Raw genomic sequence first — 23,882 nt, forward strand, 5'->3', positions numbered from 1 at the left:
TGCTTGGCGGACGAGGTCCGACAGGCTGCTAATCAAAACGGCCGCGCCATTTTGGTCGTCGCAGGATATGAAGGGGACGAGGGGTGCAATTATAAGCGCCCTGAACAGAGTGTGTTGCGATAATGTCCGGATACTTGCCGAATAATGTCCGGATACTGGCGGGATAATGTCCAGATACTCGCCGGCACGCCCGGCCCGGGATCGATCCGGCGACGCGTGCGGTGGCGGCGGACCGCAGGCACGTCGCGGCTGGGGGGCGCCGGGGCGCGCCCCAGCGTTATTGCGCCTGACGCGCGACCTTGCGGGTGACGGGTTCGGTGCCGGCAGGAAGCGCGAGGAGATCGTAGTTCTCGTAGCCGGTGATCTTCACCTGGGCGAACTCACCGACTGGGACCGTGATGGGCACATACACGCGGCCGTCGATATCCGGCGCATCGGCTTCGCCCCGGGCGACGCCGGGTTCCTCGACGAGGACCTTCAGCGTGCGGCCGACGGCGGATTCGCTGACGCGGGCGGCGATTTCCTGCTGCAGCTTCATCACGCGATGCCAGCGCGCTTCCTTGGTCTTCTTGGCAATCTGGCCCTCCATCTTGGCGGCGCGCGTGCCTTCCTCCTGGGAATAGCGGAAGACGCCGAGCCGTTCGAACCGGGTTTCCTCGATGAAGGCGCAGAGCTCGTCGACGTCGGCGTCGGTCTCGCCGGGGAAACCGACGATGAAGGTGGTGCGCACCGCGATGCCCGGAATGCCGGCGCGGATGCGTTTCACAAGATCGCGGATGTACGCGGAGGAGGTTTCGCGCTGCATCAGCCCGAGCATGTGGTCGCTGATGTGCTGCAGCGGAATGTCGATATAGCGGGCAACCTTGGGGCACTCGGCGATCGTGCGGATGAGTTCATCACTCCAGTGGGCCGGGTGCGTGTAGAGCAGGCGGATCCAGAAATCGCCCTCGATCGCGTTGAGCTGGCGCAGCAGGGTGGTGAGGGCGGTGCCGCGGGAGGAGTCGACCGGGGTGCGCGGATTGGGCCGCTGCTCCCAGGTGTCCATGCCGAAGAACGTCGTGTCCTGGGAGATCAGGTTGATCTCCTTCACGCCCTCGCGGACGAGCTGGCGCGCCTCGGCGACGACGCTTTCGACGGTGCGGCTGCGGTGGCGGCCGCGGATCTGCGGGATGATGCAGAAGGTGCAGGGGTGATTACAGCCCTCGGCGATCTTGATGTAGGCGAAATGCCGCGGCGTGAGCCGGAAGCGCGGCGTGTCGTAATCCGGAATGTACGTGGAGCGTCCCGCGATGAAGGTCGCCGGCGACTCGTTGCGGCCGCGCTCCTTCGCGTAGATCTCCTCGATGATGGGCGCGACCTGCGTGACCTGATCGAGCCCGATGAAGGCGTCGACTTCCGGCATGGCGTGAGGCAGGTCCTTCGCGAAACGCTGGGACATGCAGCCGGCCACGATGAGCTTCTGGTCGTGGCGGCGCTTCTTGAGTCCGCGGCTCTCGTGGACCTGGAGGATGTGCGAGATCGATTCCTCCTTGGAGGAGTCGATGAACGAGCAGGTGTTGACGATGACGACGTCGGCCTTTTCGGCCTCGGGCACGACGGTCATGCCAGCCTGGTGGAGGTGGCCGACCATGATTTCGCTGTCGACGAGGTTCTTGGCGCAGCCGAGCGAGATGAGACTAACCTTGATCATGTGGGAAACAGGCGGCGCGCCGAGGGGCCGACGCGAAGGGAGGCGACCGATGCAAAAACGGCCCCGACAGATCGGGGCCGCGGCGGTCAGATCGAAAGAAACGCGCGCTTACTTCTTCTTGGCCGCCTTGATACGCTCCTTCTTGCGCTTCAGATAGGCGGCACGGCGGCTACGTTTGATGATCTTGTTGGATTGTTGGCCCATAGGAATTGAGAGAGTGAACGGGCGATGTTTCAGAGCCGGCGGGGTGAGTCAAGCGCCCAGCCAGAGGCTCATCCGGCGAGCGGCGAGCCGCCGAGGATACGTTTGCCTTCCCGGCGCCAGCGATAAACGAGCGGGGCCTTGGTGCGTTCGAGTTGCTTGAAGAGCGCGGGGTCGGCGCGTTTCGGCAGCTCGAGTTCGTTGAGTCCGGTGGCGTCGCAATTGAGGAGCCGGGCGTAGGGTTTGAAATGCTCCACCCGGCCGATCACGCGCGACAGGTCTTCGGGCGCGAGTGCGGAGCCGGCGGCGCCGCCGGGGTGTTCGGAGCCTGCAGCTGCGGCCTCAGCGCGAACGGCGGCTGCCTCGGGCGCGTTGGGATCGAGCGTGGCCAGCTCGACGCCGCGCGGGTCCGACACCGGCGGCACGGCGGGTGCCTGATGTCGGTCGAGCGCGAGGAAGGCGTAGGGCAAGCTGCGCAGGTCAATTCCGGCGCGGTGGCCGAACTTCACCCAATTGGAGTCGGCGAAGATCTCGGCTGGCGGCGGGGCGAAGAAATGGCACCAGTCGCGTTCGCGTCCGAGCGCGAACATCGGGCACTCGTTTTCGTGGGTGCAGGGCGCGATGACGCGAAAGCCGCTGCCCCGAAGTTGTTCGCGGAAACCGCCGAGTTGCCGGCTCACGTCGTGCGTGCCGGGCTCGACCCAGAGGATGGCGTCGGCGCGCACGCACAGCAGGCGCAGTTCGTCGCGCGCGGCCGCCGGCAGCTCATTGAGCACATGGCTGAGCAGCAGGAGCCCGATGCGCTCGGTGCCGCTGAAGTAGCCGGGCGTTGCCTGATGGACGCTGAGCCTCGGAAACGCGTGCCGCGCCGCGTCCGCGGCGTAGTCGCAGGCCACGGGCGAGTGATCCCAAAGCGTCAGGGCATCGAACGACTCGGCTCCCAGCGCGGCGATGACGCGGCGGCCGGCGATGCCGCTGCCGCAGCCCCAGTCCAGGACGGTGCGGCCTTGCGGACGCCAGCCGCGCAGGCGCAGTTCGCGCAGCACCTGGTCCCACTTCCAGCCAATGCGCTCGCCATAGGTGAAGTCGTAGTTGGCGAGGTCTTCCGGCGATTGCCAGTAGGGGCCGCCGGTCGGGGTGCCGGAAAGAAATGTGCCCCGCAGCCGATCGAGAATCGACCAGTCGATATCGTCCCAGGTCATGACGCCGGACGTGGTTCAGAGCGCCCCGCGCGGAAGCGCAGAGGGAGACGGAGGCGGAGGGTGCAGGATCGAGGCATCGCGGTGCATCGGTAAGCGCGGCAGTTGGGTGGAGGCAAGTGCGGTGACAAGGGCCGCGTCGCCGCGGACGGAGGTTCCTTGGACGCTGGAACGCGCGCGAGGGCTTTAGGCGTCGGAGGTCTCGCCGGGGAGCGGCGGCACGAAGGGCCGCTCGGGAAGGAGGCTCACGCCGAGGTGACTGGCGAGCGCTTGTTGGCGAATACCGTAGAAAGCGGCAAAGGCGCGCAGGCGGGCGGCAGTCTCCGGGTCGGCGCCGGGCGTGACGGTGCGGACGGCTGCGATCATCAGGTTTTTCGCGGTGTGCTCGGTGGAGATGAACTCGAAGACCTTGGTGCGATAGCCGGCGTATTCGAGCAACTGGGCCCGCAGCGCGTCCGTGACGAACTCGGCCTGGCGTTCCTGGAAGATGCCGTGGCGGAGCGCGTCGGCGAGGACCGGCGGCGCCTGCAATTGCCGACGAAGTTCCTTCTGGCAGCACGGCGAGACGACGATCAGCCGTGCGCCCGCCTGAATCCCGCGGGCGAGGGCGTCGTCGGTCGCCGTGTCGCACGCGTGCAGTGCGATCAGGATATCGCAGTGCGGCAGCGGGGTGTCGGCGATGTGGCCGGCGGCAAAGGAGAGATGTTCGCCCATGCCCTCGGCCTGGGCGATGCGGTTGCAGAGCGCGACGAGTTCGGGACGCGCCTCGATGCCCTGGACTCGTGCCCGGTTGCCGAGGAGCGCCGCGACGGCAAAGGTGAGATACCCCTTGCCGCTGCCCATGTCGGCGACGTGCAGTGGCGTGGCAGGGGAGGGCGCGGCCAACGCGGCGGTGGCGTCGGGCGCGTCGGCGCCGGAGGCGGACGAGACGTCGGATGCGGGGAATGCCTCCGCCACCAGGTGCGACAGCAGCTCGGCGAACTTCTGGATCTGCCGGTGCTTGTCGGCCATGCCCTCGCGCGGCTGGCCGCGGTCATTCATGACCCCGAGCCCGCGCAGCCAGGGGGCATTGGGGGGAATGAGATAATGCCGGGCGGCGTCGTGCGCGCCGGCAGTCGGCGCACCTGCGGGCGCGCCGTGGCCGGGCGAGGCGGCGGTGGCTTGGACGCGGAGGCGGGCGGAGCCATCGGGCTGAGTCTCCAACTGCGCCGACTGCGTCTGAGTGAAAAGGTGAGCGTCGAGAAAGTCGCGGCCGAGGAGTGGCTCGAGCTGGGCCAGGGCGGCGGCGGGGGCGACGTTCTTGGTGATGTCGCGCGTGGCGTGGCGCCAGACGAACGCGAGGTGGGTCCCGGATTTTAGCTGGACCGGGCGCACGAACAGGTTGCGCAGCGTGGCATCGGCACCGCGGTGTTTGCCCAGCGTGAGCTTGACCAGCGAGCCCTCCTGCAGCGCGGTGCGCAGGAGTTCGAGAAACCGGTCGCGGGCGGGGACGTTCATGCCGCGAGTGCCGCAAAAAGCGGACGCCGGCGCAACCCGCATCTCGGGGCGGTGGAACGGAGGCGACCGTGCAACGCGCGCGAACGGCGTCTCGTTTATGGTAAAGGAAAATAATTATAAGCAATCGTAGCTTGTCTTGAAGCTCCGCGTGAACTAGCCCGTAGGGCGTGCACAACCCACTGATCGAATCCGTTGCCGGCGGCCTCGCTGAGATCCAGGGCCTGTATGGCGCCTTTTCGTTTCCGGAGAAGCTGCTGCAGAAGATCTGGCTGCGGCGTGACTTTGATGTGCGCGCGGCGCGCACGGTGGACGGCCGGCGGGTGCAGGTCGTGCACCCGGGACGCTGGAACCTGCTGGGCGGGCCGGACTTCAAGCTAGCCCGGCTGCGATTCGCGGACGGTCCCGAGGTGGTGGGCGACGTCGAACTGCACCTGCGGGCGTCGGACTGGGACGCCCACGCGCATGCGCGCGACCCGGCGTATGCGGGAGTGTTGTTGCACGTCGTCCTGTTCCCGCCGGAGCGGGGCTACGTGACGCGCGGCGCCGGTGGGGCAGAGATTCCGATGCTGGCGCTGCTCCCGCTGCTGCACCACGACCTTGAGGAGTACGCGGCGGAAGAGGCGGTGGAGTTGTTGGCAAACCGACCGGCCGCGCGACTGACGAACGAACTCGCGGTCCATGCGCCCGCCGACCTGAGGACGTTGCTGGAACTCTATGCCGCGGGCCGCTGGCGACAGAAGGTGCATTTTGCGGGACTGCGGCTGCAGCGCCTTGGGTGGGAGGCTTCCTGTCATCACGCCGCGCTTGAGGTGCTTGGGTATCGTTACAACCGCGCGCCGATGCTCCGGGTTGCCGCGCGTTGGCCGCTGGCCGATTGGGCCGCAGGGCGGGTAGGGATGGAGGAGGTGCTCGCCATTGAAGCCGATGCCTGGAGCGTGCAAGGCGTGCGGCCGGCAAATCAGCCGCGGGCGCGCCTCCGGCAATATGCGGCCTGGGTGGCCGCCAAACCCTCGTGGCCGGCGGAACTGGCGCGTTGGGGTGAGATGCTTCCCGCGATTCCGGCCGCCGGAGAGACACGCACGCAGCGGCGACTGCACCGACTGCCGGCAGTAAGGGATCAGCTGGCGGAAGAAGTCGGAGCGGATGCCGTGGGCGGAAGCCGGCTGGACAACCTGGTGTGTGACGCGTTTCTGCCGCTGCTCGCAGCAAGGTCACGGTCTGACGACCGCCGTGGCTGGTGGTTCCACTGGTTTGGCGGTGACGTACCTCCCTTTGTAGCCGCTGGTTTGCGCCAGCTCGGCGTGTGTGACGGACGGGTCCAGCCGTTTTGCCATGGCCTTGCGCAAGGGCTGCTTGGGTGGCTGATCGAGCGTGAAGTCCGACGCTGATTTCTATCCCGAAACGTCAGGGCGGCGGGCTTGACAATATTTCGCACCAGAAGATACGTTCGCCGACTCAAAACCACTCACTTTCCAAGAAGTGGGCCATGCGGCCCGCTTTTTTTTTCCCTATCGAGCATCATCTATGAGCAGCGAAATACTTTCCGTCCTGGAGTACATGGAGAAGGAGAAGGGCATCCCGCGTGCCGACATGATCGCCACGATTACGAATGCCCTTAAGACGGCGGCCCAGAAAGGCGTTAACTCGGGCCAGGAGCTCAAGATCGAGATTAACCCGAAGAACGGTCAGCTAAAGGCGTGGGCGGTGCTCAAGGTGGTTGATTCGGTTAGTAACCCCAAGACAGAGATTCACCTAGAAAAGGCGCAGGCCCTTAAGGCAGGCGCGGTACTCGGGGAAATTTTGGAGAAGGAAGTCGATCCGTCGACGCTGGGCCGAATCGCCGCACAAACCGCCCGACAGGCGGTGATGCAGCGGCTGCGTCAGTTCGAAAAGGACCGAATCTACGACGATTTCAAGGATCAGGTCGGCAACATCGTGACCGGCACCGTGCGGCGTCGGGAACGCAACGACTTGTACATTGATTTGGGCAAGGCTGAGGCCGTCATGCCCGGCAAGGAGCAGGTCCCGGGCGAGGAGTATCAGCCCGGCGAGCGTATCCGCTGTCTGCTCATGGAAATCCAGAACACGCCGCGTGGTCCGGAGATCATCCTCAGCCGCGCCAGCCCGAAGTTTGTCCGCCGCCTGTTCGAACTCGAAGTCACCGAAGTGGCTGATGGGACGGTCAAGATCGAGGCTTTCGCCCGCGAACCCGGTTATCGTACCAAGATTGCGGTTACGAGTGGCGATCCGAAGGTCGACCCGGTCGGCGCGTGCGTCGGCGCCCGCGGTGCGCGCGTGAAGACGATCGTGCGCGAACTCGGCGGCGAGAAGATCGACATCATCAAGTACTTTGCGGACCCGCGAGAGATGATCATCGAGGCCCTCAAGCCCGCCGTCCCGCGCGAGATCATCCTCGACGAAAAGACCCATCGCATCCTCCTCAAGGTCGCCACTGACGACCTCGCCGTCGCGATCGGCCGCAAGGGCCAGAATGCCCGCCTCACCTCCCGCCTGATCGGCTGGCGCCTCGACATCGAGGAGTTCAAGGCCGTTGGTGCGGATCCCGAGGGCGACGCCAAGCGCAAGCTGGTCGCGCAACTTGGCATTCCCGAGGAGCAGGCGCTCCGGTTGGTCAAGGCCGGCTTCGTCTCGCTCGAATTGTTTGAAGGCGTCGAGCCGAGCGACCTCGAAGGCGCCGGGTTCACGGCTGAAGAGGCCGCCGACATCATCACCCGCGTCCGCCAATAACCCTACCTCACAGAAGTTTACCGCTGCATGAGCATTCGTATTCACAAGCTGGCCGAAGAACTCGGCCTGGAGAACAAGGAGCTGCTGGCGCTGCTCAAAGAGCGCAAAATCATCGCTCCGGATGTGAAGTCTGTCTCAAGCACCGTGGACAACATCAGTGCGTCGGCGCTGCGCGAGGAGTTCGCGTCGAAGCGGTCGGCCGCTCCGGCCCACGCTGAGGCGCCCATCGCTCCGCGTACCGACGAAACTCCGGCCGGCACCGACCGCGCTGAAACGCCCGGCGCGCCGAAGGTTGTCCTACCCTCCGGTGTGCGCGTGAAGTCGGTGCAGGATCTCGAGCGTGAAGCGGCCGCGAAGGTCGCCGCCGCCAAGGCTGCCGCGGCTGCCGCCGCCGCTGCTGTCGCCCCGGCCCCGGCCTCCGCGCCGGCTCCGGCCCCCGTCTCTGCCCCGCGTCCCGTTTCGGCGCCGCCGCCGACGCCGCGCCCGGTTTCCGCGCCGCCTCCGGTGACGCGTCCGCCGGCGCTGCCGCCCATTCCGCGCACGCCGCCCGCGCCGTCCGCGCATGCTCCTGCTTCGGTGCACTCGGCTCCGCCGACGCCGCCGACGCCGCCGGCGATCCCGAGCGTGAAGCCGGCGCCCAGCATCCCTCCCGTTCACTCCGCGCCTCCTCCGGTCGCGGCCCCCATGGTCCATCGTCCCGTTTCTGCGCCGCCGCCTCCGCCGCCGGTCCATTCTGCGCCGCCCAAGGCTCCCGCCATGCCGCCGCCCCTGCCGCCGCGCCATGTCCCGGTGGCCGCGCCCAAGCCGCCGCCGCTCCCTGGCGCCGCGCCGGCCGTGACGATGCCGCAGGCCCAGTCCGCCGCCACGCCCGCGGCCCCCGGCGAGATCAAGGTTCTCCATCTCAAGCCGCCGATCGTCGTCCGTGACTTCGCCGTCGCGCTCGGGCTCAAGCCGTTCAAGCTGATTTCCGAGCTCAACCAGCTCGTCGGTTTTGCCGCGATGAACTCCACCATCGAGGAGCCCGTCGCGCAGAAAGTCGCCGAGAAGTACGGCTTCATGCTCGAGATCAAGCACCGCGGTGATGCCGCGGCGCAGCAGGCCGCGAAGGAGAAGAAGGAGAAGAAGGCGCCGGTCGAGGAGAACGAGGAGAAGAACCTCGTCACCCGTCCCCCGGTGGTCTGCATCCTCGGTCACGTCGACCACGGCAAGACCTCTCTCCTCGACGCGATCCGCAAGGCCAATGTCGCCGCCGGCGAGGCGGGTGGCATCACCCAGCACATCGGCGCCTACCAGATCGAGTACAACAACCGGAAGATCACCTTCCTCGATACTCCTGGCCACGCTGCGTTCACCAAGATGCGTGCGCGCGGCGCCAGCGCCACCGACGTCGCCATTCTCGTCGTCGCCGCGGATGACGGCTTCATGCCGCAGACCGAGGAGGCGCTGAAGATCGCGCTCGCCGAAAAGGAACAGCACGCCGAGCGCTTCGCCCTGATCGTCGCCGTCAACAAGATGGACGTGAAGGGTGCCAACCTCGACCAGGTGAAGGCCCAGATGCAGCAACGCGGCATCGCGCCGGAAGACTGGGGTGGTGAGACCATCACCGTGCCGGTTTCCGCCATCAAGGGCACCGGCATCAACGACCTGCTCGAGATGATTCTTCTCCAGGCCGACGTCCTCGAGCTGAAGGCCAATCCGAAGGCGGAAGCCAGCGGCATCATCATCGAGTCCGAGATCGACTTTGGCCGCGGCCCGCTCGCGACCGTCATCGTTCAGCGCGGCACCCTCCGCGTGGGCGACGCGATCGTCTGCGGTCCCAATTACGCCAAGGTCCGCGCCATGTTCGACGACAAGGGCGCCAACGTGAAGGAAGCCGGTCCCGCCACCCCGGTGCGCGTCATCGGCTGGAGTGGTACGCCGGATAGCGGCACCTCGTTCCGGGTCGTGAAGAACGCCCGCGAAGCCGAGAAGTTCGCCGAAGAGGAGCAGTTGCGCCTCAAGAAGGAGGCCACCACCGCGGCCGCCGCGCCGAAGGAAGTCTCCGTCGAACGGCTCTTCGCCAACATCGCCGCGACCCAGCAGAAGACCCTCAAGGTCATCATCAAGACCGACGTGTTTGGCTCCTCCGAGGCCGTGCGCAACGTCCTCGAGGGCATCAAGAGCACCAAGGTCTCGCTGGAGATCGTCTCGATCGAGGTCGGGCTCGTCACCAAGAACGACGTCCTCATGGCCAGCGCCGCCGGCGCCGTCATCATCGGTTTTAACACCCGCCTCGAGAACGGCGTCACCCCGCTCGCGAAGCATCACAGCGTGCGCATCGAGACGTACGAGATCATCTACGAACTCGGCGACAAGGTCCGCGAGATGATGGCCGACCTGCTCGAGCCCGACACCAAGGAAATCAAGACCGGCGCCGCCGAAGTGCGCCAGGTGTTCCCGCTCGCCAAGGGTTTTGTCGCGGGCTGTCTCGTCACCGAGGGCAAGATCATCCGCAACGCCACGGCGCGCCTGCGCCGCGGTCGCGAGATCGTGCACGAGGGCAAGATCGCCACGCTCAAGCGCTTCAAGGACGACGCGAACGAAGTCCGCGCCGGCCTCGAATGCGGCATGAAGCTCGACGAGTTCAACGGCTACCAGCCGGGCGACGTCATCGAGTCGTTCGACATCCAAAAGGTCAGAGCCTCCCTGTAACGCAGCGGGGAGGGCGGGCGGGAGTCTCGGGCGGCCAGCCTTCCGAGCCCGGCCCGCCCGCCGCGACCCATTCCCATGTCCAACCGCACGCTTCGGGTGAACGAACTCGTCCAGCGCGAGATCAGCGACATCCTGCGCAAACGCTACCAGAGCGAGGCCGTCGCCATCACCATCACCGAGGTCCGGGTCGCTCCCGACCTGCGGGACGCCCGCGTCTTCGTTTCGATCGTCGGCTCCGACGAGGTGGCCGAGGCCAAGCTGGCCTGGCTGCGGCAGAAGGCGCCGGAGATCCGCGACGAGGTCGCCCGCCACATCGTCCTGAAATACCTGCCGAAGTTCGAGTACGTGCTCGACCGCTCGGCCAGCCGCGGCGCGCGCATCCTGCAGGTGCTCGATGAGATCGAGCATCCGCGGCCCAAGCCGTCGCCGGAGGAATGAGGCCTTGACGCGCATCGTGGAAAAATTCTTCCCCCCGCTTTCCCAGGAGTTCGACCGTCTGCTCGCCAGCCTGGCGGGCCAGAAGCTCGTGGTCATCGGCCACGCGCGTCCCGACGGCGACTGCATCGGCTCGCAGGTGGCGCTGGCGCGCGTCCTGCGCAGCCGCGGTTTCGACGTGATCTGCGTCAACCCCGACCCGATCCCGCGCCGGCTGCAGTTCCTCGCCCAGGGAATGACCTTCTACCGGACCGACGACGTGCTCCATTCGCCCGAGCAGCGCGCGGCGATCTTCGTCGACTGTGCCGATCATGCCCGCGCCGGCGATCGGCTCAAGGGCCGCTACCCGGCGCCGGTCGCCGCCATCGACCACCACCTTTCCAACGTGGGGTTCGCGCCGTTCAGCCTCGTGGACAGCGCGGCCGCGGCGACCTGCGAGATCCTGGCCGGCATCTTTCTCGACCTCGGGCTGACGATCGACGCCCAGACCGCCCAGGCATTGTTCACGGGGATCATGACCGACACCGGCCAGTTCCGGTTCAACTCGACCACGCGCCGCTGCTTCGTGCTGGCCGGCGAACTGGTCGCCCGCGGCGCGCATCCGGCCGACGCCGGCTACCAACTCTACGAGCGCGAGACGGAGGGGAAGCTCAAGCTGCTGCAGCACTTCCTCGCGTCGCTCCGGCTCGAGTGCAACCGCCGCGTCTGCGTGGGCATCCTCCCCGCCGGGATCTTCGAGTCCACCGGCTCCAACACGGAGGACACCGAGGGGCTGGTCGATTACGCGCGTAGTATCGACGGCGTGGATATTGGCGCCCTGATCGAGGAGCGCGCGGACGGCACGTTCAAGGCGAGCCTCCGGGCCAAGGATCCGGCGTACCGCCTCGATCTCGTCGCGGCCAAGTTCAACGGCGGCGGCCACGCGTGCGCCGCCGGCCTCAACCTCAAGCAGAACACCGAGAACTTCTACGCCCGGCTCGTCGCCGCGTTCGCCGAACGGCTGGCGGCCGTCGACGCCGCGAAGAAGGCGCCGGGCCACTGAGCGCCGCGCCGCGACCCGGAGCGGGCCGCGGCCTCCCCCGTCTTTCACGTCCACGTCAGTCCTACTCCGCAGATCGGAATGCTCGTCCAACCCAAAGAACTCGAAGGTATCCTCCTCATCGACAAGCCGCGCGATCACACGTCGCACGACGTGGTCGCCCGGCTGCGCGGGATCCTGAAGATGAAGCGCGTCGGCCATGCCGGCACGCTCGATCCCATGGCCACCGGGCTGTTGATCATCCTGGTTGGAAAGGCCACGCGCATTTCCCAGTACCTGATCAGCCTCGACAAGGAGTACGAGGGCACGGTCGAGCTCGGCAAGGTGACCGACACGCAGGATGCCGACGGCGAGATGATGGAGACGCGCCCGGTGCCGCCGCTCACGCAGGCGGAGGTGCAGGCCGCGATCAAGGGTTTCCTGGGCGACCAGTACCAGACGCCACCGATGTACTCGGCCATCAAGATCGACGGCGTGCCGCTCTACAAATCCGCCCGCAAGGGCGAGGAGGTCGTCCGCGAGCCGCGCTTCATCCGCGTGATGAACTGGGAGATCACCCGGTTCGCGCTGCCGCAGTTCGACTTCAGGCTGAGCTGCACCAAGGGCACGTACGTCCGGACGCTCGCGCACGACCTGGGCCAGAAGCTCGGCTGTGGCGCGCATCTCGCGGCCCTGCGGCGCACCGCGACGTCCAAGTTTCACGTGTCGCAGGCCGTCACGCTTGAGCAACTGCAGGCCATGAAGCCCGCCGAGATCGAGGCGCGCCTGATCGCGCCGCGCGACGCGGTGCCGAGCTTCGTGCTCTAGCGCGCAAGGGTCCGCCGCGGAGCCACGCGTTTCTGCCGCCGGAGAGAGGCTTGGATGCAAACGAACCTGCCGCTGCAATTTGAGGGAGTGGGCGACGCCCGGCTGCCGGCTGGCCCATTGCATCTCGCCATTGGCATGTTCGACGGCGTGCACCTCGGCCATCGCGCCGTGATCGGCCCGGCTGTGCGCGCCGCGCGCGCGACCGGTGGCGTGGCCGCTGTGCTCACCTTCTGGCCGCACCCCAGCGCGCTGTTTCGTCCGCAGGACCCAACCCGCCTGATCCAGGATCCCGCCACGAAAGCGGAGGTCCTCGCGACGATCGGGATCGACGCCGTCATCACCGAGCGGTTCACGACGGAGTTTGCCCAGCTCGAGGCCGAGGCATTTCTGCCGTGGCTGCAGCAGCGACTGCCGTCGCTGGTGGCGGTTTACGTGGGCGAGAACTTCCAGTTTGGGCATCGCCGCCGCGGCAACGCGGAGTTGCTGGCGCGCTCTGGCGCGGCGCTGCGCCTGGAGGTGCACACCGCACGGCGCCTGACGGTGAATGACGAGCCGGCGAGCAGCACCCGTATCCGCTCGCACCTGACGGCGGGCGAAATCGAGGCCGCCAACGCCTTGCTCGGCTACCGCTACTTCGCGCGCGGCGTGGTGGCGACCGGCAAGCGGCTCGGGCGTACACTCGGCTTTCCCACGCTCAACCTCACGTGGTCACCGGAGCTGCGGCCGCGCTTCGGCGTGTATGCGGTGGAGGTGGTCGGCCCGGACGGCAAAGCGCGGTTGCCCGGCGTCGCCAATTACGGCCTGCGACCCACCGTCGAAAACGCGACGGAACCCAAGCTCGAAGTCCATCTGCTCGGCGCGTGTCCGTACGATGCCGGCGACCGCATCACGGTCGAGTGGCGGCATTTTCTCCGGCCCGAGATGAAGTTTGCCGGGCTCGATGCGCTGCGCGCCCAGATCACCGCGGATCGTACGGAGGCGGAGCGCCTGCTAGCGCCGCGGCCGGCGTAACGACGACTTGCGGGCGGGTGTCCCGCGGATGCGCGGGCCGACCGGATGCGCCGCCGGAGCCGGGACCAAGGAGCCGAGGCGTCCCGGGAGAGCGTCGCGTCGCCGGGCAACGCGGCTTTAGCGGACTGTTGGCGCTGATTTCCGAGCGCAGATTTGGGGCAATATCCGCCGCGAATTCCTGAGGAAATTTTCCTTGCGGAGCCCCGGCCTGCTCGTGCTTAGTTGCCAGCTCAAATTCTCCCGGACCCTTAGCTCAGTTGGTTAGAGCGTTTCCTTGACATGGAAAAGGTCACTGGTTCGAGTCCAGTAGGGTCCACCATTCGCCTAAAGCCGCTAACATAAATAGGTTAGCGGCTTTGCTGTTTTCTGGGTTACGCGTCGCCGCGACGTTGGAAAATCGTCATCGCGACCGGTGGATTTGCCTGATTTCCCCCGGTGGAGATGGCCCTGTCCCCGGAGGCGATCGGCGCGGGCTTACTGCAGTCGCAGGCGCGATTCGACGTCGGCGCCGTGGGCGGCGGCTTGGGCCTTCTTCACGATGGCGTCGCGCACGGACTCGTTGGGCGCGTGGCCGCGGAGGAAGACCTTCCCGTCTTCGGGCGCGACGGTGACGTCGACGCGTGCGAGTTCGGGATCAGAGTCGAGGGCCTGCCGCACGGCTTGGACGCTCTTGATGAGGGAGGGCTCTCCGGGCGGTGTCTGGTCGGCGCTGGTCTGGCCGGTCGGAGTGAGCCCGGGCGTTTGCGTGCCGAGGTCGGCCGCGGCGCTGTTGTGGGGCGTGGTGGACGCCACGCTACCCGCGGCGGCGGTGTGGCCGCTGGCGGTTGACGCGGCCGCTGACGCGCTCGAGTCCTGCGCGCGACTCCCATTGGAGGCAGATGGCGCGCCGAGCGGGGACGGAGCGGTGGGATTGCTTTCCACGAGGGTCGCGGCATCGGGGGCGGTCGAGATTCGTCCGGTGTAGGTGCGGCTCGCGAAGGTGAGCTTCCGCAGGTCGCCGGGCGGCAGATCGGCGACGAGCGCGGCCTTGGTGCCGGTTGGAATGGTCACCCGCTCAAGCGAGACCGCGAAGACCGGGTCGGTCGGATCGCTGTTCTCGGTCTTCATCAGCAGGGCGGCGGTGCTGCCGTGTTGGGGCACGAGCACGCCCTCGATGTTGCCGATCACGTTGCCGCCGGCCTGCACGTTGCGGTCCTTGAGCTTCGTGGCGCGGACCACCGCGTCGTACGGCGAACGCGCGGCGCCGTCGGCGGAAACAACTTTGTCCTCCTCGAACTGCTCCTCATCGATCTTCGGCAGTCGGTCGAGGTCGGCGCGCGCGAGGGGCAGGGTGTAGCCGTCGTCGGGATTCGAGGCGGGTTTCAACTGTTCGAACGGCACGCGATGGAGCGTGTCGCCGATGCCGAGGGCGCCGCCGGTGGAGATCACCGCGAAACGCACCTTGCCGGAGACCGGTTCGATGAGGAAGTCCTTCAACGTGCCGATTTCGTCGCCGTCCCGGCTGCGGACCTTGCGGCCGGCGAGCTTGTCGGCGGACCACTTGCGGTCGTCGTCGCTGGCGACGCGGAGCGACTGGTTGGTCGGTTGAAAGGCGGGATCCGCCGGGCTTACCCGCTCGGCGGCCGTGAGCGGCGCGTCATTGGGACGAACCTGGCCGTCGGCGGCAGGATCGGCAGGTACTGCGGACGGTGACCGGCCGGAGGTCGGACCCTGCGCCTGAGGCGAGGCAGACGACGACGGCGGCGAAGACGAAGGTGGGGTGGAGGACTGGGCGGCAGCGGACGCGACGAAGACCGCCAGGGCGGCCGCGGCGAGACTGCCGACGAGGGAAACGGAGGGAGTTTTCATGATTCGAGCGCCGCGGACCATGGCTGGGCACCCCATGCTCTCCCGCTGGGGACCGCGCCGGCCGCTGGCGTTGCCATCGTCAGGCGCTCGGCGGCTTGGTGCCGGCCGCGCCGCGAGAATTCCGCCGGGCGACTGCGCTCTCGAAGGTTACGCGAGTTGGGCCGCGCCGGGAACCCGGTTACGGGCTGCCGTCGAGCCAGCGAAGGGCCTCGGCGAACGTGGCCGCCGGCGTCTCATCGTGGCCGAGCTCGGGAACCTCAAACCCCTTCGTCGCGAACCCGAGCTCATTCCATTGGGTGACCGAGCGCTGCACATGGACGAAATTCGGGTCGCGCGTGCCGCTCACGAACGCGATGCGCAGGCCGCTGCCGGCGAGCAGCCGGAGTTGCGGCTCCGCCAGGAACGGGAGCTCGCTGGCCCAGCGGCGATGGTCCGCGGTGCGTACGGGCAGAAGGTAAACGCCGCGACTGCGGATGACGGCCCCGCGGAACAGTTCGGGAAAGAGGAGCGCCAGCTCGGCGGCGATCATGGCTCCGCCCGAGAAGCCGCCGGCGTAGATGCGGCGCTCGTCGATCCGATAGAGCTGCCGGACGGTCGTGAGCGCATCGAGGGCGAGGAGGCAGCGGCGCACCGAATGCGCGTCGTTGCCGGCGCGATAGGGCGAAACCCAGATCAGCCGGCGCTCATCGCAGACCGCGGCGTACTCGCGGGGAAAGCCGCCGGCCGCCACGGGACGCACGTCGACGCAGACACCAAACGCCTCCCGGCCCGTGTAGGCGGGCGGCACGTACAGGAACGCCGCCTGGGTTCCGGGCGCGTACTCCAGGGCGAGGGCGGGCTCGACGGGTTCGGTCTTGTCTTGCGCCGCATAGGCTGCCCAGGCGCGACGGGCGTCGCCCGTGAAGTAGCCGGCGAGATTCGAGTGGAGCCGGGTGGTGAGCCGGAGCTGCGGCACGATGCCGACAGCCGGCGCGCCCAGCGGCTGGAGCAGCGGTTCGGGGCGGGCGCCGCGTCGCGTGGCGGCGGGCGCAAGCAGGGCGGAGTTCGACAACGGCTCCGGGGACTCCGGCGCGGTCGCGGGAGTACTGGACGGCTCGCCCCGGCGCCGGCGCTCGAGCCACTCCGCCATGGCCCGGTCGAACTCGGCGACCTTGCCGTCGCGAAACGTGATCGCGCCCTGGGGAAAGGTGAGCCGTTTGCGCGGGCCCGCGACGATCGAGCCCGTGGGCGCGCCGAGCTCCGCCAGAACCTGGGCCTCCGAATCGCCGAGCGCGACGTCCGCCCGCCCGAGGCAGGGCGCGAGCAGCGCGCAGAGGAGCAGGACTCGACGAAGAGGACGCATGAGCTGGGAACGGCGCGGCCCAACCTAGGCCGCGACGCCGGAACTCTTGGCGGCCATAGCGGGTGCCGACGACGCGAAAGGCGAGGCCACCTGCGCGATTCACGAGCTCTGAACACGGCGGCCGGCGCCCGTTCGGTGGGTACCGAAACGGAGATAACTAGCCAAATCTGGCTAGTTACAGGCGATAACTAGCCAGATTTGGCTAGTTATCTCAGGCAGCATCCCTTGCCGCGGGGCTGGTCTGCTTCCGCTGTTGGCGCCCGTGGACGCAGCGGGGCCCACACCGACGGCAACCCTGCGACGACGCTATTCGATCGCGGCGCTGAGTTCGGTGTCGCCCGAACGATGGTTCGGATGGCGCATCAGCAGCACCAGCGGCAGCGCGGCGAGCGCGACGACGAGCATCACGCGAAAATCAGCGAGGTAAGCCAGGAGGGTCGCCTGCTGCGTGACGAGCCGGTCCAGCAGTGCGCGGCCGGTGTCGGTCGTAACATCGAGCGTGGCCGGCAGCTGCTGCATGGGCAGCCGGAAGGGCGAGATATGCTCCGCCAGCGTGGCGTGCGATTGCCGGGCGTATTGGCCCAGGAGAAAGATCACGACCGAGATGCCGATGCTCGACCCGAGGTTGCGCGACAGGCTGTAGAGCGCGGTGCCGGCGGTCCGGAGGTCGGCGGGCAGCGTGGCGAACGTCATCGTGCTCAAGGGCACGAAGAGGAAGCCCAGCCCGAGACCCTGGATTACGCCGCTCGTGATCAACATGGTGGACGTCACGTCGAGTGAGAACCGGCTCATCTGCCAGAGCGCGAGCGCGGTGAGCAGCAGCCCGACCGCCACGAGTCCGCGCGGGTCGACGCGCGTCACCAGGCGCCCGACGAGCATCATCGCGAGCATGGTGCCCATGCCGCGCGGCGCCAGGAGCATGCCGGCGCGCATCACCGGGTACTGCAGGAGCGATTGCAGGAACGGCGTGAGGAGGGCGAGCGTGGCCAGGAGAATGATGCCGACGACGAAGATGAAGACCATGCCCGTGACGAAGTTCCGGTCGCGGAAGAGCCGCATGTCGAGGAAGGGGCGTTCGGCGGTCAGGCTGTGCGTCACGAACAGGTAGGCGCCGAGGACCGACAGCGCGGCCTCGATCACGATCTCGGGGGAGTCGAACCACTCGAGCTGTTCCCCGCGGTCGAGCAGCATCTGCAGCGAGCCGATTGCCAGCGCGAGCGTGAGGAAGCCGAACCAGTCGAAGTACAACCCGCGCTTGGGTTCGCCGCGGTGCAGGTAGGCCGAGAGCCCGAGGAAGGTGAGGATGCCGACCGGCAGGTTGATGTAGAACACCCAGCGCCAGTTGTAGGTCTCGGTCAGCCAGCCGCCGAGGGTCGGCCCCAGGATCGGGCCCACCATCACGCCCACGCCCCACATCGCCATGGCGGCGCCGTGTTTTTCGCGCGGATACTCGTCCAGCAGGACGGCCTGCGAGAGCGGCACGAGCGTGGCGCCGAAGACGCCCTGCAGGAGGCGGTAGAACACCATCTGCCCGAGCGACATCGCCAGGCCGCACAGCACGGAGGCGAGGGTGAAGCCGACGACCGAAACCAGGAACAGGTTCTTGCGGCCGAGCCGCGCCGAGAGCCAGCCGGTCGCCGGCATCATGATTGCGGCCGACACGATGTACGACGTGAGCACCAGGTTGATCTGGTCCTGCGACGCCGAGAGGCTGCTCTGCATGTAAGGCAGCGCCACGTTGGCGATCGTGGTGTCGAGCGCTTGCATGATGGTCGCGAGCATCACGCAGAGCGTGATGGCGCCGCGGTGCGAGGGTGCGGCGCTGGCGGGAGCGGCGGCGTGCATCGGCTCAGCCGCGACGGTCGGCGCCGAACAGCTGCGTCAGGTCGTGCAGCGAACGCAGGTGGCCGGTGTCGATGCTGACTTCCGCGCTCATGCCCGCGCGCAGCGGGTGGGCGGGATCGGAGGTGTCGAGGCGCACGCGGACGGGGATCCGCTGCACGGTCTTCACCCAGTTGCCCGAGGCGTTCTGCGTCGGGATCAGGGCGAACTCCGCGCCCGTGGCCGGACCGACGTCGGCGACGTGGCCCTGCCAGTGAAAATGCGGGTAGGTGTCGACCTCGATGTCGACCGGGTCACCGGATTTCAAATACGTGAGCTCGGTCTCCTTGAGGTTGGCCTCGATCCAGACGTGGTCGGTGGCCACGAGGGCGAAGGCCGCCTGGGCGGGCTGGAGGTAGCGGCCGACGGGCAGATTGCTGACGTTGGCGACGACGCCGGCGATTGGGGCGACGACGACGGTGTGCCGCAGGTCACGCTCGGCCTTGGCGAGCTGGGCTTGGGCGGCGAGCACGCGGGGATTCTGTTCATCGGCGGCGTCCGCGCCGCCGAGGGAGGCGAGCGTGGTGGCGGCGTCGCGTTCGAGGACAGCGATGCGGCGCGTGGCGGCGTCGAGCGCGTGGCGGGCGCGGTCGACGTCGGCGTCGGGCGCGACGTGGGTGGCGCTCAGGGCTTCCTGGCGCTGGAGCTCGCGCTGGGCAAAGGCGGCCTGTTCGCGCGCCTCGTCGATGGCGGCGAGCTTCTGGCGGTAGCTGCCGCGGAGGGTGGCGAGCTCGAGGCGCACGGCGCTCAGCTGGGCGCGGGCCTGGGTGACGGCGATGCGGTAGGGCTCGTCGTCGAGCCGGAAGAGGACCTGTCCCGGCGTGACGTGCTGGTTGTCGCGGACGGAGACCTCTTTCACCGCGCCGGCGATCTCGGCGGTGACCGTGAGCTTGTCGGCGCGTACGTAGGCGTTGTCGCTGGTGACGACGCGGCCGCCGTGCAGATAGGCGAAGAGTCCGCCGGCAAGCAGGACGACCGGTCCAGCGACGAGCAGGATCCGCCGGCGCAGGCGCGAGCCGCGCGAGCGGGCGGGTGATTTGGAAGTGGGAGCGTGCGTAGACATGGAAAGGGAAGGCGGTGGGCGGTGGCCGGACCGGGAGGGGCCCGCGGCGGGCGTTTAGCCGCGCGTGGCCGGCAAGGAGGCGCCGTGTGCGACCAGGTCGACGGCAGCCTCGAGATAACGCTGGGCGCTGTACTCCAGACGGTGGTCGGCGTTCGCGCGCCGCAGCACGCCGGTGAAGATCATGCCGGCGAACAGGTCGGCCAGCAGCGTGGATGGCAGGTCCGGGCGGAGTTCGCCGGCGGCTTGCGCCGCCTCGAGCCGGGCGAGCAGGGCGGTTTTCACCGGGGCGAAGATCCCGCGGAAGACCTGTTTTTCCTGGTCGCGGTGGCGGTGCTGGATCTCGCCGAGCATGGTGCGCACGAGCGGCAGGTTATGCTTGAGCAGCTTTTCGTAGCGGCGGGCGTGCGCCAAAAGGTCGGCGCGCAGATCGGCCGTGGCCGGCGGCGCGACATCGGGCTCCGGCTGGTCGTCGCCAAAATTCTGGCCGATGACCGCGGCCAGCACGCCGTCCTTGGACTGAAAGTGGCGGAACAAGGTGACCTCATTGACCCCGGCCTCCTCGGCGATCGCGCGCGTTGTCGCCCCTGCGAGCCCCTGGCGGGCGAACACCCGCGCCGCGGCGGCAATGAGCCGGTTGCGGGTGTCGGCGGGCGAGGCAGGACGATGGATGGAGGCAGGCATGCAAGTGAACACTTGCATCGATGCCCGCGGCCGCAAGCGGCCACGAGAGAATTCTTGGCGGCGGCTCAGCTATAAGCCGGAGGTTGGGCGGGGGCGGTCGGTCCTGAAAACGCTGACGGTCTGAAACCTGCGCGTGGCGGGGTGGGGGCCCGCCGTGCGCGGGTCCGAGGGCGGCACGCCTCCGGGGAGTGGCAGGCGGGTGAGCAAAGGCACTAGAAATCACGTAAACGACCAAATGACGGGCAAATGCGCGAGTGTTGGGGAATCAAAAACGTGGCGCGCAGAGGTCGCAGCCGGAATCCAGTTGGTATCCAGAGTCCATTACAGCAACGCGACCGCGCGGCCCATCCCGCCGCGACCACGCTCGGGCGGCTTTGGTTGCCGCGGCGCTTGAAAGCGCGCCGGATTTTGGCCTCATCGCTCGCATGCTCCAGACCCTCCGGATCCGTAATCTCGCGCTGCTTGAGGAAGTGTCGCTCGATTTCGAGGCGGGGTTCACCGCGGTGACCGGCGAGACCGGTGCGGGCAAGAGCATCCTGCTCGGGGCCTTGAGTCTGCTGGCGGGGGAGCGGGCGGACAAGACGGTCATTCGCCAGGGCGCGCCGGCCTGTGAGGTCGAGGCGTCGCTGTACTTCGAGTCGCCGCGGAAGATCGACGCCGTCCTCGCCAGCCTGGAGCTTCCGCCCTCGGAGGACGGGCTCGTGATTCTCAAACGCAGCCTCCCGCGCGAAAGGGCTCCCCGCATCAGCGTCAACGGCAGCCTCACGACCCTCGCGGCACTGCAGCGGTTGGGCGAGCACTGGATCGATTTCCACGGTCCGAGCGAGCCGCGCCGGCTGCTCAAGACGAACTGCCAGCTGGAGTTGCTGGACCTGTTTGCCCGGGCTGGCGCCGAAGTCGCGGCCTACCAGGAACAGTATCGCCGCTGGCGGGAGCGTGTCGCGGAGCGTCAGCGCATCACCGAGGAGACGAAGCTGTCGCCGGACCAGGTGGAGTTTTTGCGGGCCCAGCTCGCCAAGATCGAGGAGCTGGAGCTGACCGATGAGGCCATCGACAGCTTGGAGCGTGATTTTCAGCGGATGAATCGGGCGCAGGAGCTGATCGACCTGGCGTCGACGCTGTCCGACGGGCTGGCGGGCGAGGATGGTGTCGAAACGCGCGTGGCGGAGCTGCTCCGCGTGGCGCGCCAGCTCGAAGGCATCGACGCCGCGAGCAAGCCGCTGGCGGACCGACTCGCGTCGGTCTCGGTGGAATTGAACGACCTGGGCGCCGAGTTCTCGTCCCTGGGCCAACAGTTGCAGTTCGACCCGGAACAGGCGGAGACCATCACGGCGCGGATGAACACGTGGCTCGAACTCAAGCGGCGTCATGGCCGCGACGTGGCGGCAGTGATCGCCGCGCGCGACGACATGCGCCGCCGGCTCGAGGTGCAGGGCGATCTGGAAGGCACACTTGCACGGCTCGACCAGGAGATCGCGACGGCGGAGCGGGCGGCGCGGAAGGCGGCGCAGGAACTGCGTGCCCGCCGTGAGAAGGCGGCAAAGGAACTTGCGAGGACTGCGGCCAAGGGAATCGCGCAGCTCGGGTTCAAGAAGGCCGATTTTCAGGTGAAGATCGTGCCGCTGTCGCAGCTGGGGCCGGCGGGCGATTGCGAGGTTGAGTTTCTCTTCTCGCCCAATGTGGGTGAGGCGGCGCTCCCGCTGCAGCGGATCGCGTCCAGCGGTGAACTGGCGCGCGTGATGTTGGCGCTGAAAACCGTGCTCGCCGACCTCGACGATGTGCCTCTGCTGGTGTTCGACGAAGTCGACGCCAACGTCGGCGGTGAGATCGGCCGGGTGGTGGGGGAGAAGATGGCCGGCATCGCGCAAAATCACCAGGTCCTGTGCGTCACGCATCTGCCGCAGGTGGCAGCGCAGGCCACGTGTCATCTCGTCGTGACCAAGGACCAGTCGAAGGACCGCGCGGTGGTTGAGATCGAGGCGATCCAGGCGAGCCGCAAGGCGCGCGTCAGCGAGCTGGCCCGCATGCTCGGCGACCGTACCGCGAAGAGCGCCCAGGCGCACGCCGAGGAACTGCTCGGGCGGTGAGGGCCGGAAGCCGGAGGTCGGAGGTCGGAAGCCGGAGGCCGGCCACGGAAGACGGAGTTACATCGGGCTGATCCGTCTGCCTTTTCTGGCCTCCGGCCTCCGGCTTCCGGCCTCCGGTTTCCGGCTTCTGACGGACGCTTCAGCGTTCCGGGGGCGTCGTGGGCTCTTCGGGCATTGGCTCCTTGTCGGGGGTTTTGCGGTGGTCGCGCAGCGCATCGGGGTCCTGCATCGACGGCGTGGCCTGCGTTGACTCCGAGGGCGACGGGGCGCTGGGCGAAGTCGAGCCCGGCGACGTGCGGCTGCGGTTCATCTCCGCGGAGGACAACCCCGTCGCGGTCGGGGCGCCCGGATTGAGGAAGTTCACGACCTGGCCGAGGCGGACGTTGGTGGTCTGGGCAATCTGACCCCAGCCCTGGCCCTGGGCGCGGAGCGTGAGAATGCCGGGGAACATGGTGCCGGGAGAGGGCGCGGTGCCGGTGGAGCTGCGGCTGCTGGCGCTCGTGCTGTTCGTTCCGGTCATCGTGCTGCTGGAGGAACCGGCGGAACCTCCGATCAGGGCGGCCTGCCACTGCTCGGGTGTCGCGGTAGTGACTCCCGCATTACGCAGTTGCTCGGCGGCCAGCGCCACCGCGATCGCGGCCTCACCGTACGAGAGCGGCGTGCCAACGGGCGTGAACGTGGCGGTTTTCGTCTGTCCCTCCACCTGGGTTGTCAACGTGACCGGCGTGCCGTGGTGCAGCGACTCGACCAGGTTGCGCACGTTCGCCGACGAGCCGGCGATGGCGCCGACCTGGGTCGTGATGCGTTCAACGATGGCCGGGCCCTGCGCGTCGAGCTGATGCACGACCGACGTGACCTGCGTATCGCTCTCGGTCGTGGTCGACGAGGCCACGCTGCCGCTGTCGGCGGCGGTGCGGCCGGTCATCTGGCCGGTGCTGCCCGGACGGTTCGTGGCGCCGGGGAGGGAGTTCGTCGTGGCGCCTGGAATCGTGTCGGTGGTGGCGGTCCCGAACGACGAGGAACTGGCGCTGCTCGACGAGCTCGAGGCGCCGGCGCCCGTGCCGCGCGGGGTGGTCCACGCGTCGGAGCTGTAGCCGCTGGAACCCGGCGATGAGGACGCGTTGGGCGTGGACGACGGGGTGGCCGGGTTGGTGCTGCCGGATTGGCCGTAACCGCCGACGCCTGAAGGACTGGCCTGGCCGAGCCCGCGCGAGGCGGTCGAGGAGGCGCCGGGGGAACTCATTGAGCTACCAGGGGAAGAGCTTGAGCCGTACGGCTGGCTGGAACCAGCGCCCGCGGTTGGCGAGGTGGTGGATGGCGCGTTGGCGGAGGTGGCCGCGCCACTGCCCGCCGTGCCGGAGGCGCCGCTGGAGCCACCCGAGCCGGCGGATCCGCCACCGGATCCGCCTGATCCGCCACTTTGTGCCTGCAGGCCGAGGGCGGCCGCGAAAAGTGCGGCGGTGCCGCACGTGATCAGAGTATGGGTTGTCTTCATGATTCGGATTTTTCGAGCGTTGCGTGGGATGTGACGCGTCGAAGCCGGTGACCCGGTCCGGCCCGCGAGAGCCAGGCGGGCCTGGACTGATCGGGCACCTGACCACCCACCTGCGTGGGTGGTTCGCGGTGGCGCGCAGCTTGGGGGAAAACTGGCGGTGATCAGGA

The 23,882-nt window shown here is 68.0% G+C and carries 17 protein-coding genes and 1 tRNA gene; 9 read left to right on the forward strand and 9 right to left on the reverse strand.

The features are described 5' to 3' along the window. Positions 1-277: 277 nt before the first annotated feature. The 3 genes from rimO to DB354_RS21135 all read right to left on the reverse strand — a co-directional run bounded on the left by rimO (position 278) and on the right by DB354_RS21135 (position 4,587). Positions 278-1,690, reverse strand: coding sequence for a 30S ribosomal protein S12 methylthiotransferase RimO (gene rimO / locus DB354_RS21125; protein ID WP_107837616.1), 1,413 nt, complete (start codon positions 1,688-1,690; stop codon positions 278-280). A gap of 272 nt (positions 1,691-1,962) precedes the next feature. Further along, positions 1,963-3,093 (reverse strand): small ribosomal subunit Rsm22 family protein, encoded by a 1,131-nt coding sequence (locus DB354_RS21130; protein WP_107837617.1) that lies wholly within the window; start codon positions 3,091-3,093, stop codon positions 1,963-1,965. A 183-nt stretch (positions 3,094-3,276) separates the two neighbouring features. After that, entirely contained in the window at positions 3,277-4,587 is a 1,311-nt protein-coding gene (locus tag DB354_RS21135; protein WP_107837618.1) for an SAM-dependent methyltransferase, read from the reverse strand. A 167-nt stretch (positions 4,588-4,754) separates the two neighbouring features. Between DB354_RS21135 and DB354_RS21140 the strand changes: the two genes are divergently transcribed. From DB354_RS21140 to DB354_RS21175, 8 genes are all read left to right on the forward strand, one after another. Beyond that, positions 4,755-5,975 (forward strand): DUF2851 family protein, encoded by a 1,221-nt coding sequence (locus DB354_RS21140; RefSeq protein WP_107837619.1) that lies wholly within the window; start codon positions 4,755-4,757, stop codon positions 5,973-5,975. A 136-nt stretch (positions 5,976-6,111) separates the two neighbouring features. After that, on the forward strand, positions 6,112-7,335 hold the full coding sequence (gene nusA / locus DB354_RS21145) for a transcription termination factor NusA (RefSeq protein WP_107837620.1): 1,224 nt from the start codon (positions 6,112-6,114) through the stop codon (positions 7,333-7,335). 27 nt (positions 7,336-7,362) lie between these two features. Further along, positions 7,363-10,026 (forward strand): translation initiation factor IF-2, encoded by a 2,664-nt coding sequence (gene infB / locus DB354_RS21150; RefSeq protein WP_107837621.1) that lies wholly within the window; start codon positions 7,363-7,365, stop codon positions 10,024-10,026. A 75-nt stretch (positions 10,027-10,101) separates the two neighbouring features. Next, on the forward strand, positions 10,102-10,464 hold the full coding sequence (gene rbfA, locus DB354_RS21155) for a 30S ribosome-binding factor RbfA (protein ID WP_107837622.1): 363 nt from the start codon (positions 10,102-10,104) through the stop codon (positions 10,462-10,464). Positions 10,465-10,480: 16 nt separating this feature from the next. Then, entirely contained in the window at positions 10,481-11,503 is a 1,023-nt protein-coding gene (locus tag DB354_RS21160) for a bifunctional oligoribonuclease/PAP phosphatase NrnA (RefSeq protein ID WP_233256722.1), read from the forward strand. Positions 11,504-11,581: 78 nt separating this feature from the next. Then, on the forward strand, positions 11,582-12,307 hold the full coding sequence (gene truB / locus DB354_RS21165; protein WP_107837624.1) for a tRNA pseudouridine(55) synthase TruB: 726 nt from the start codon (positions 11,582-11,584) through the stop codon (positions 12,305-12,307). Positions 12,308-12,361: 54 nt separating this feature from the next. Next, positions 12,362-13,318, forward strand: a complete 957-nt coding sequence (ribF, locus tag DB354_RS21170; protein ID WP_107837625.1) for a riboflavin biosynthesis protein RibF — start codon at positions 12,362-12,364, stop codon at positions 13,316-13,318. Positions 13,319-13,560: 242 nt separating this feature from the next. Beyond that, positions 13,561-13,637 (forward strand) — tRNA-Val (locus tag DB354_RS21175). A 155-nt stretch (positions 13,638-13,792) separates the two neighbouring features. Here DB354_RS21175 and DB354_RS21180 read toward each other — a convergent pair. From DB354_RS21180 to DB354_RS21200, 5 genes are all read right to left on the reverse strand, one after another. Further along, a complete protein-coding gene (locus tag DB354_RS21180; protein WP_158277653.1) occupies positions 13,793-15,166 on the reverse strand; it encodes a PRC-barrel domain-containing protein in 1,374 nt (457 codons plus the stop codon). Positions 15,167-15,344: 178 nt separating this feature from the next. Continuing rightward, on the reverse strand, positions 15,345-16,508 hold the full coding sequence (locus DB354_RS21185) for a hypothetical protein (RefSeq protein WP_107837627.1): 1,164 nt from the start codon (positions 16,506-16,508) through the stop codon (positions 15,345-15,347). Between the two features lie 306 nt (positions 16,509-16,814). Beyond that, positions 16,815-18,353 carry a DHA2 family efflux MFS transporter permease subunit gene (locus DB354_RS21190; protein WP_107837628.1) on the reverse strand — a complete coding sequence of 513 codons (1,539 nt, stop codon included), beginning with the start codon at positions 18,351-18,353 and terminating at the stop codon, positions 16,815-16,817. A gap of 4 nt (positions 18,354-18,357) precedes the next feature. Then, on the reverse strand, positions 18,358-19,452 hold the full coding sequence (locus tag DB354_RS21195) for an HlyD family secretion protein (RefSeq protein ID WP_107837629.1): 1,095 nt from the start codon (positions 19,450-19,452) through the stop codon (positions 18,358-18,360). A 54-nt stretch (positions 19,453-19,506) separates the two neighbouring features. After that, a complete protein-coding gene (locus DB354_RS21200) occupies positions 19,507-20,133 on the reverse strand; it encodes a TetR/AcrR family transcriptional regulator (RefSeq protein ID WP_107837787.1) in 627 nt (208 codons plus the stop codon). A gap of 425 nt (positions 20,134-20,558) precedes the next feature. Here DB354_RS21200 and recN point away from each other — a divergent pair, with 425 nt between their 5' ends. Beyond that, positions 20,559-22,220: a DNA repair protein RecN gene (recN, locus tag DB354_RS21205; protein WP_107837788.1), complete on the forward strand. Its 1,662-nt coding sequence runs from the start codon at positions 20,559-20,561 to the stop codon at positions 22,218-22,220. Between the two features lie 139 nt (positions 22,221-22,359). Here the strand turns inward: recN and DB354_RS21210 are convergent, their stop codons facing one another. Continuing rightward, positions 22,360-23,463, reverse strand: a complete 1,104-nt coding sequence (locus DB354_RS21210) for a hypothetical protein (RefSeq protein WP_107837630.1) — start codon at positions 23,461-23,463, stop codon at positions 22,360-22,362. Positions 23,464-23,882 lie beyond the last annotated feature (419 nt).

This window comes from Opitutus sp. ER46, from assembly GCF_003054705.1.
GTDB lineage: Bacteria > Verrucomicrobiota > Verrucomicrobiia > Opitutales > Opitutaceae > ER46.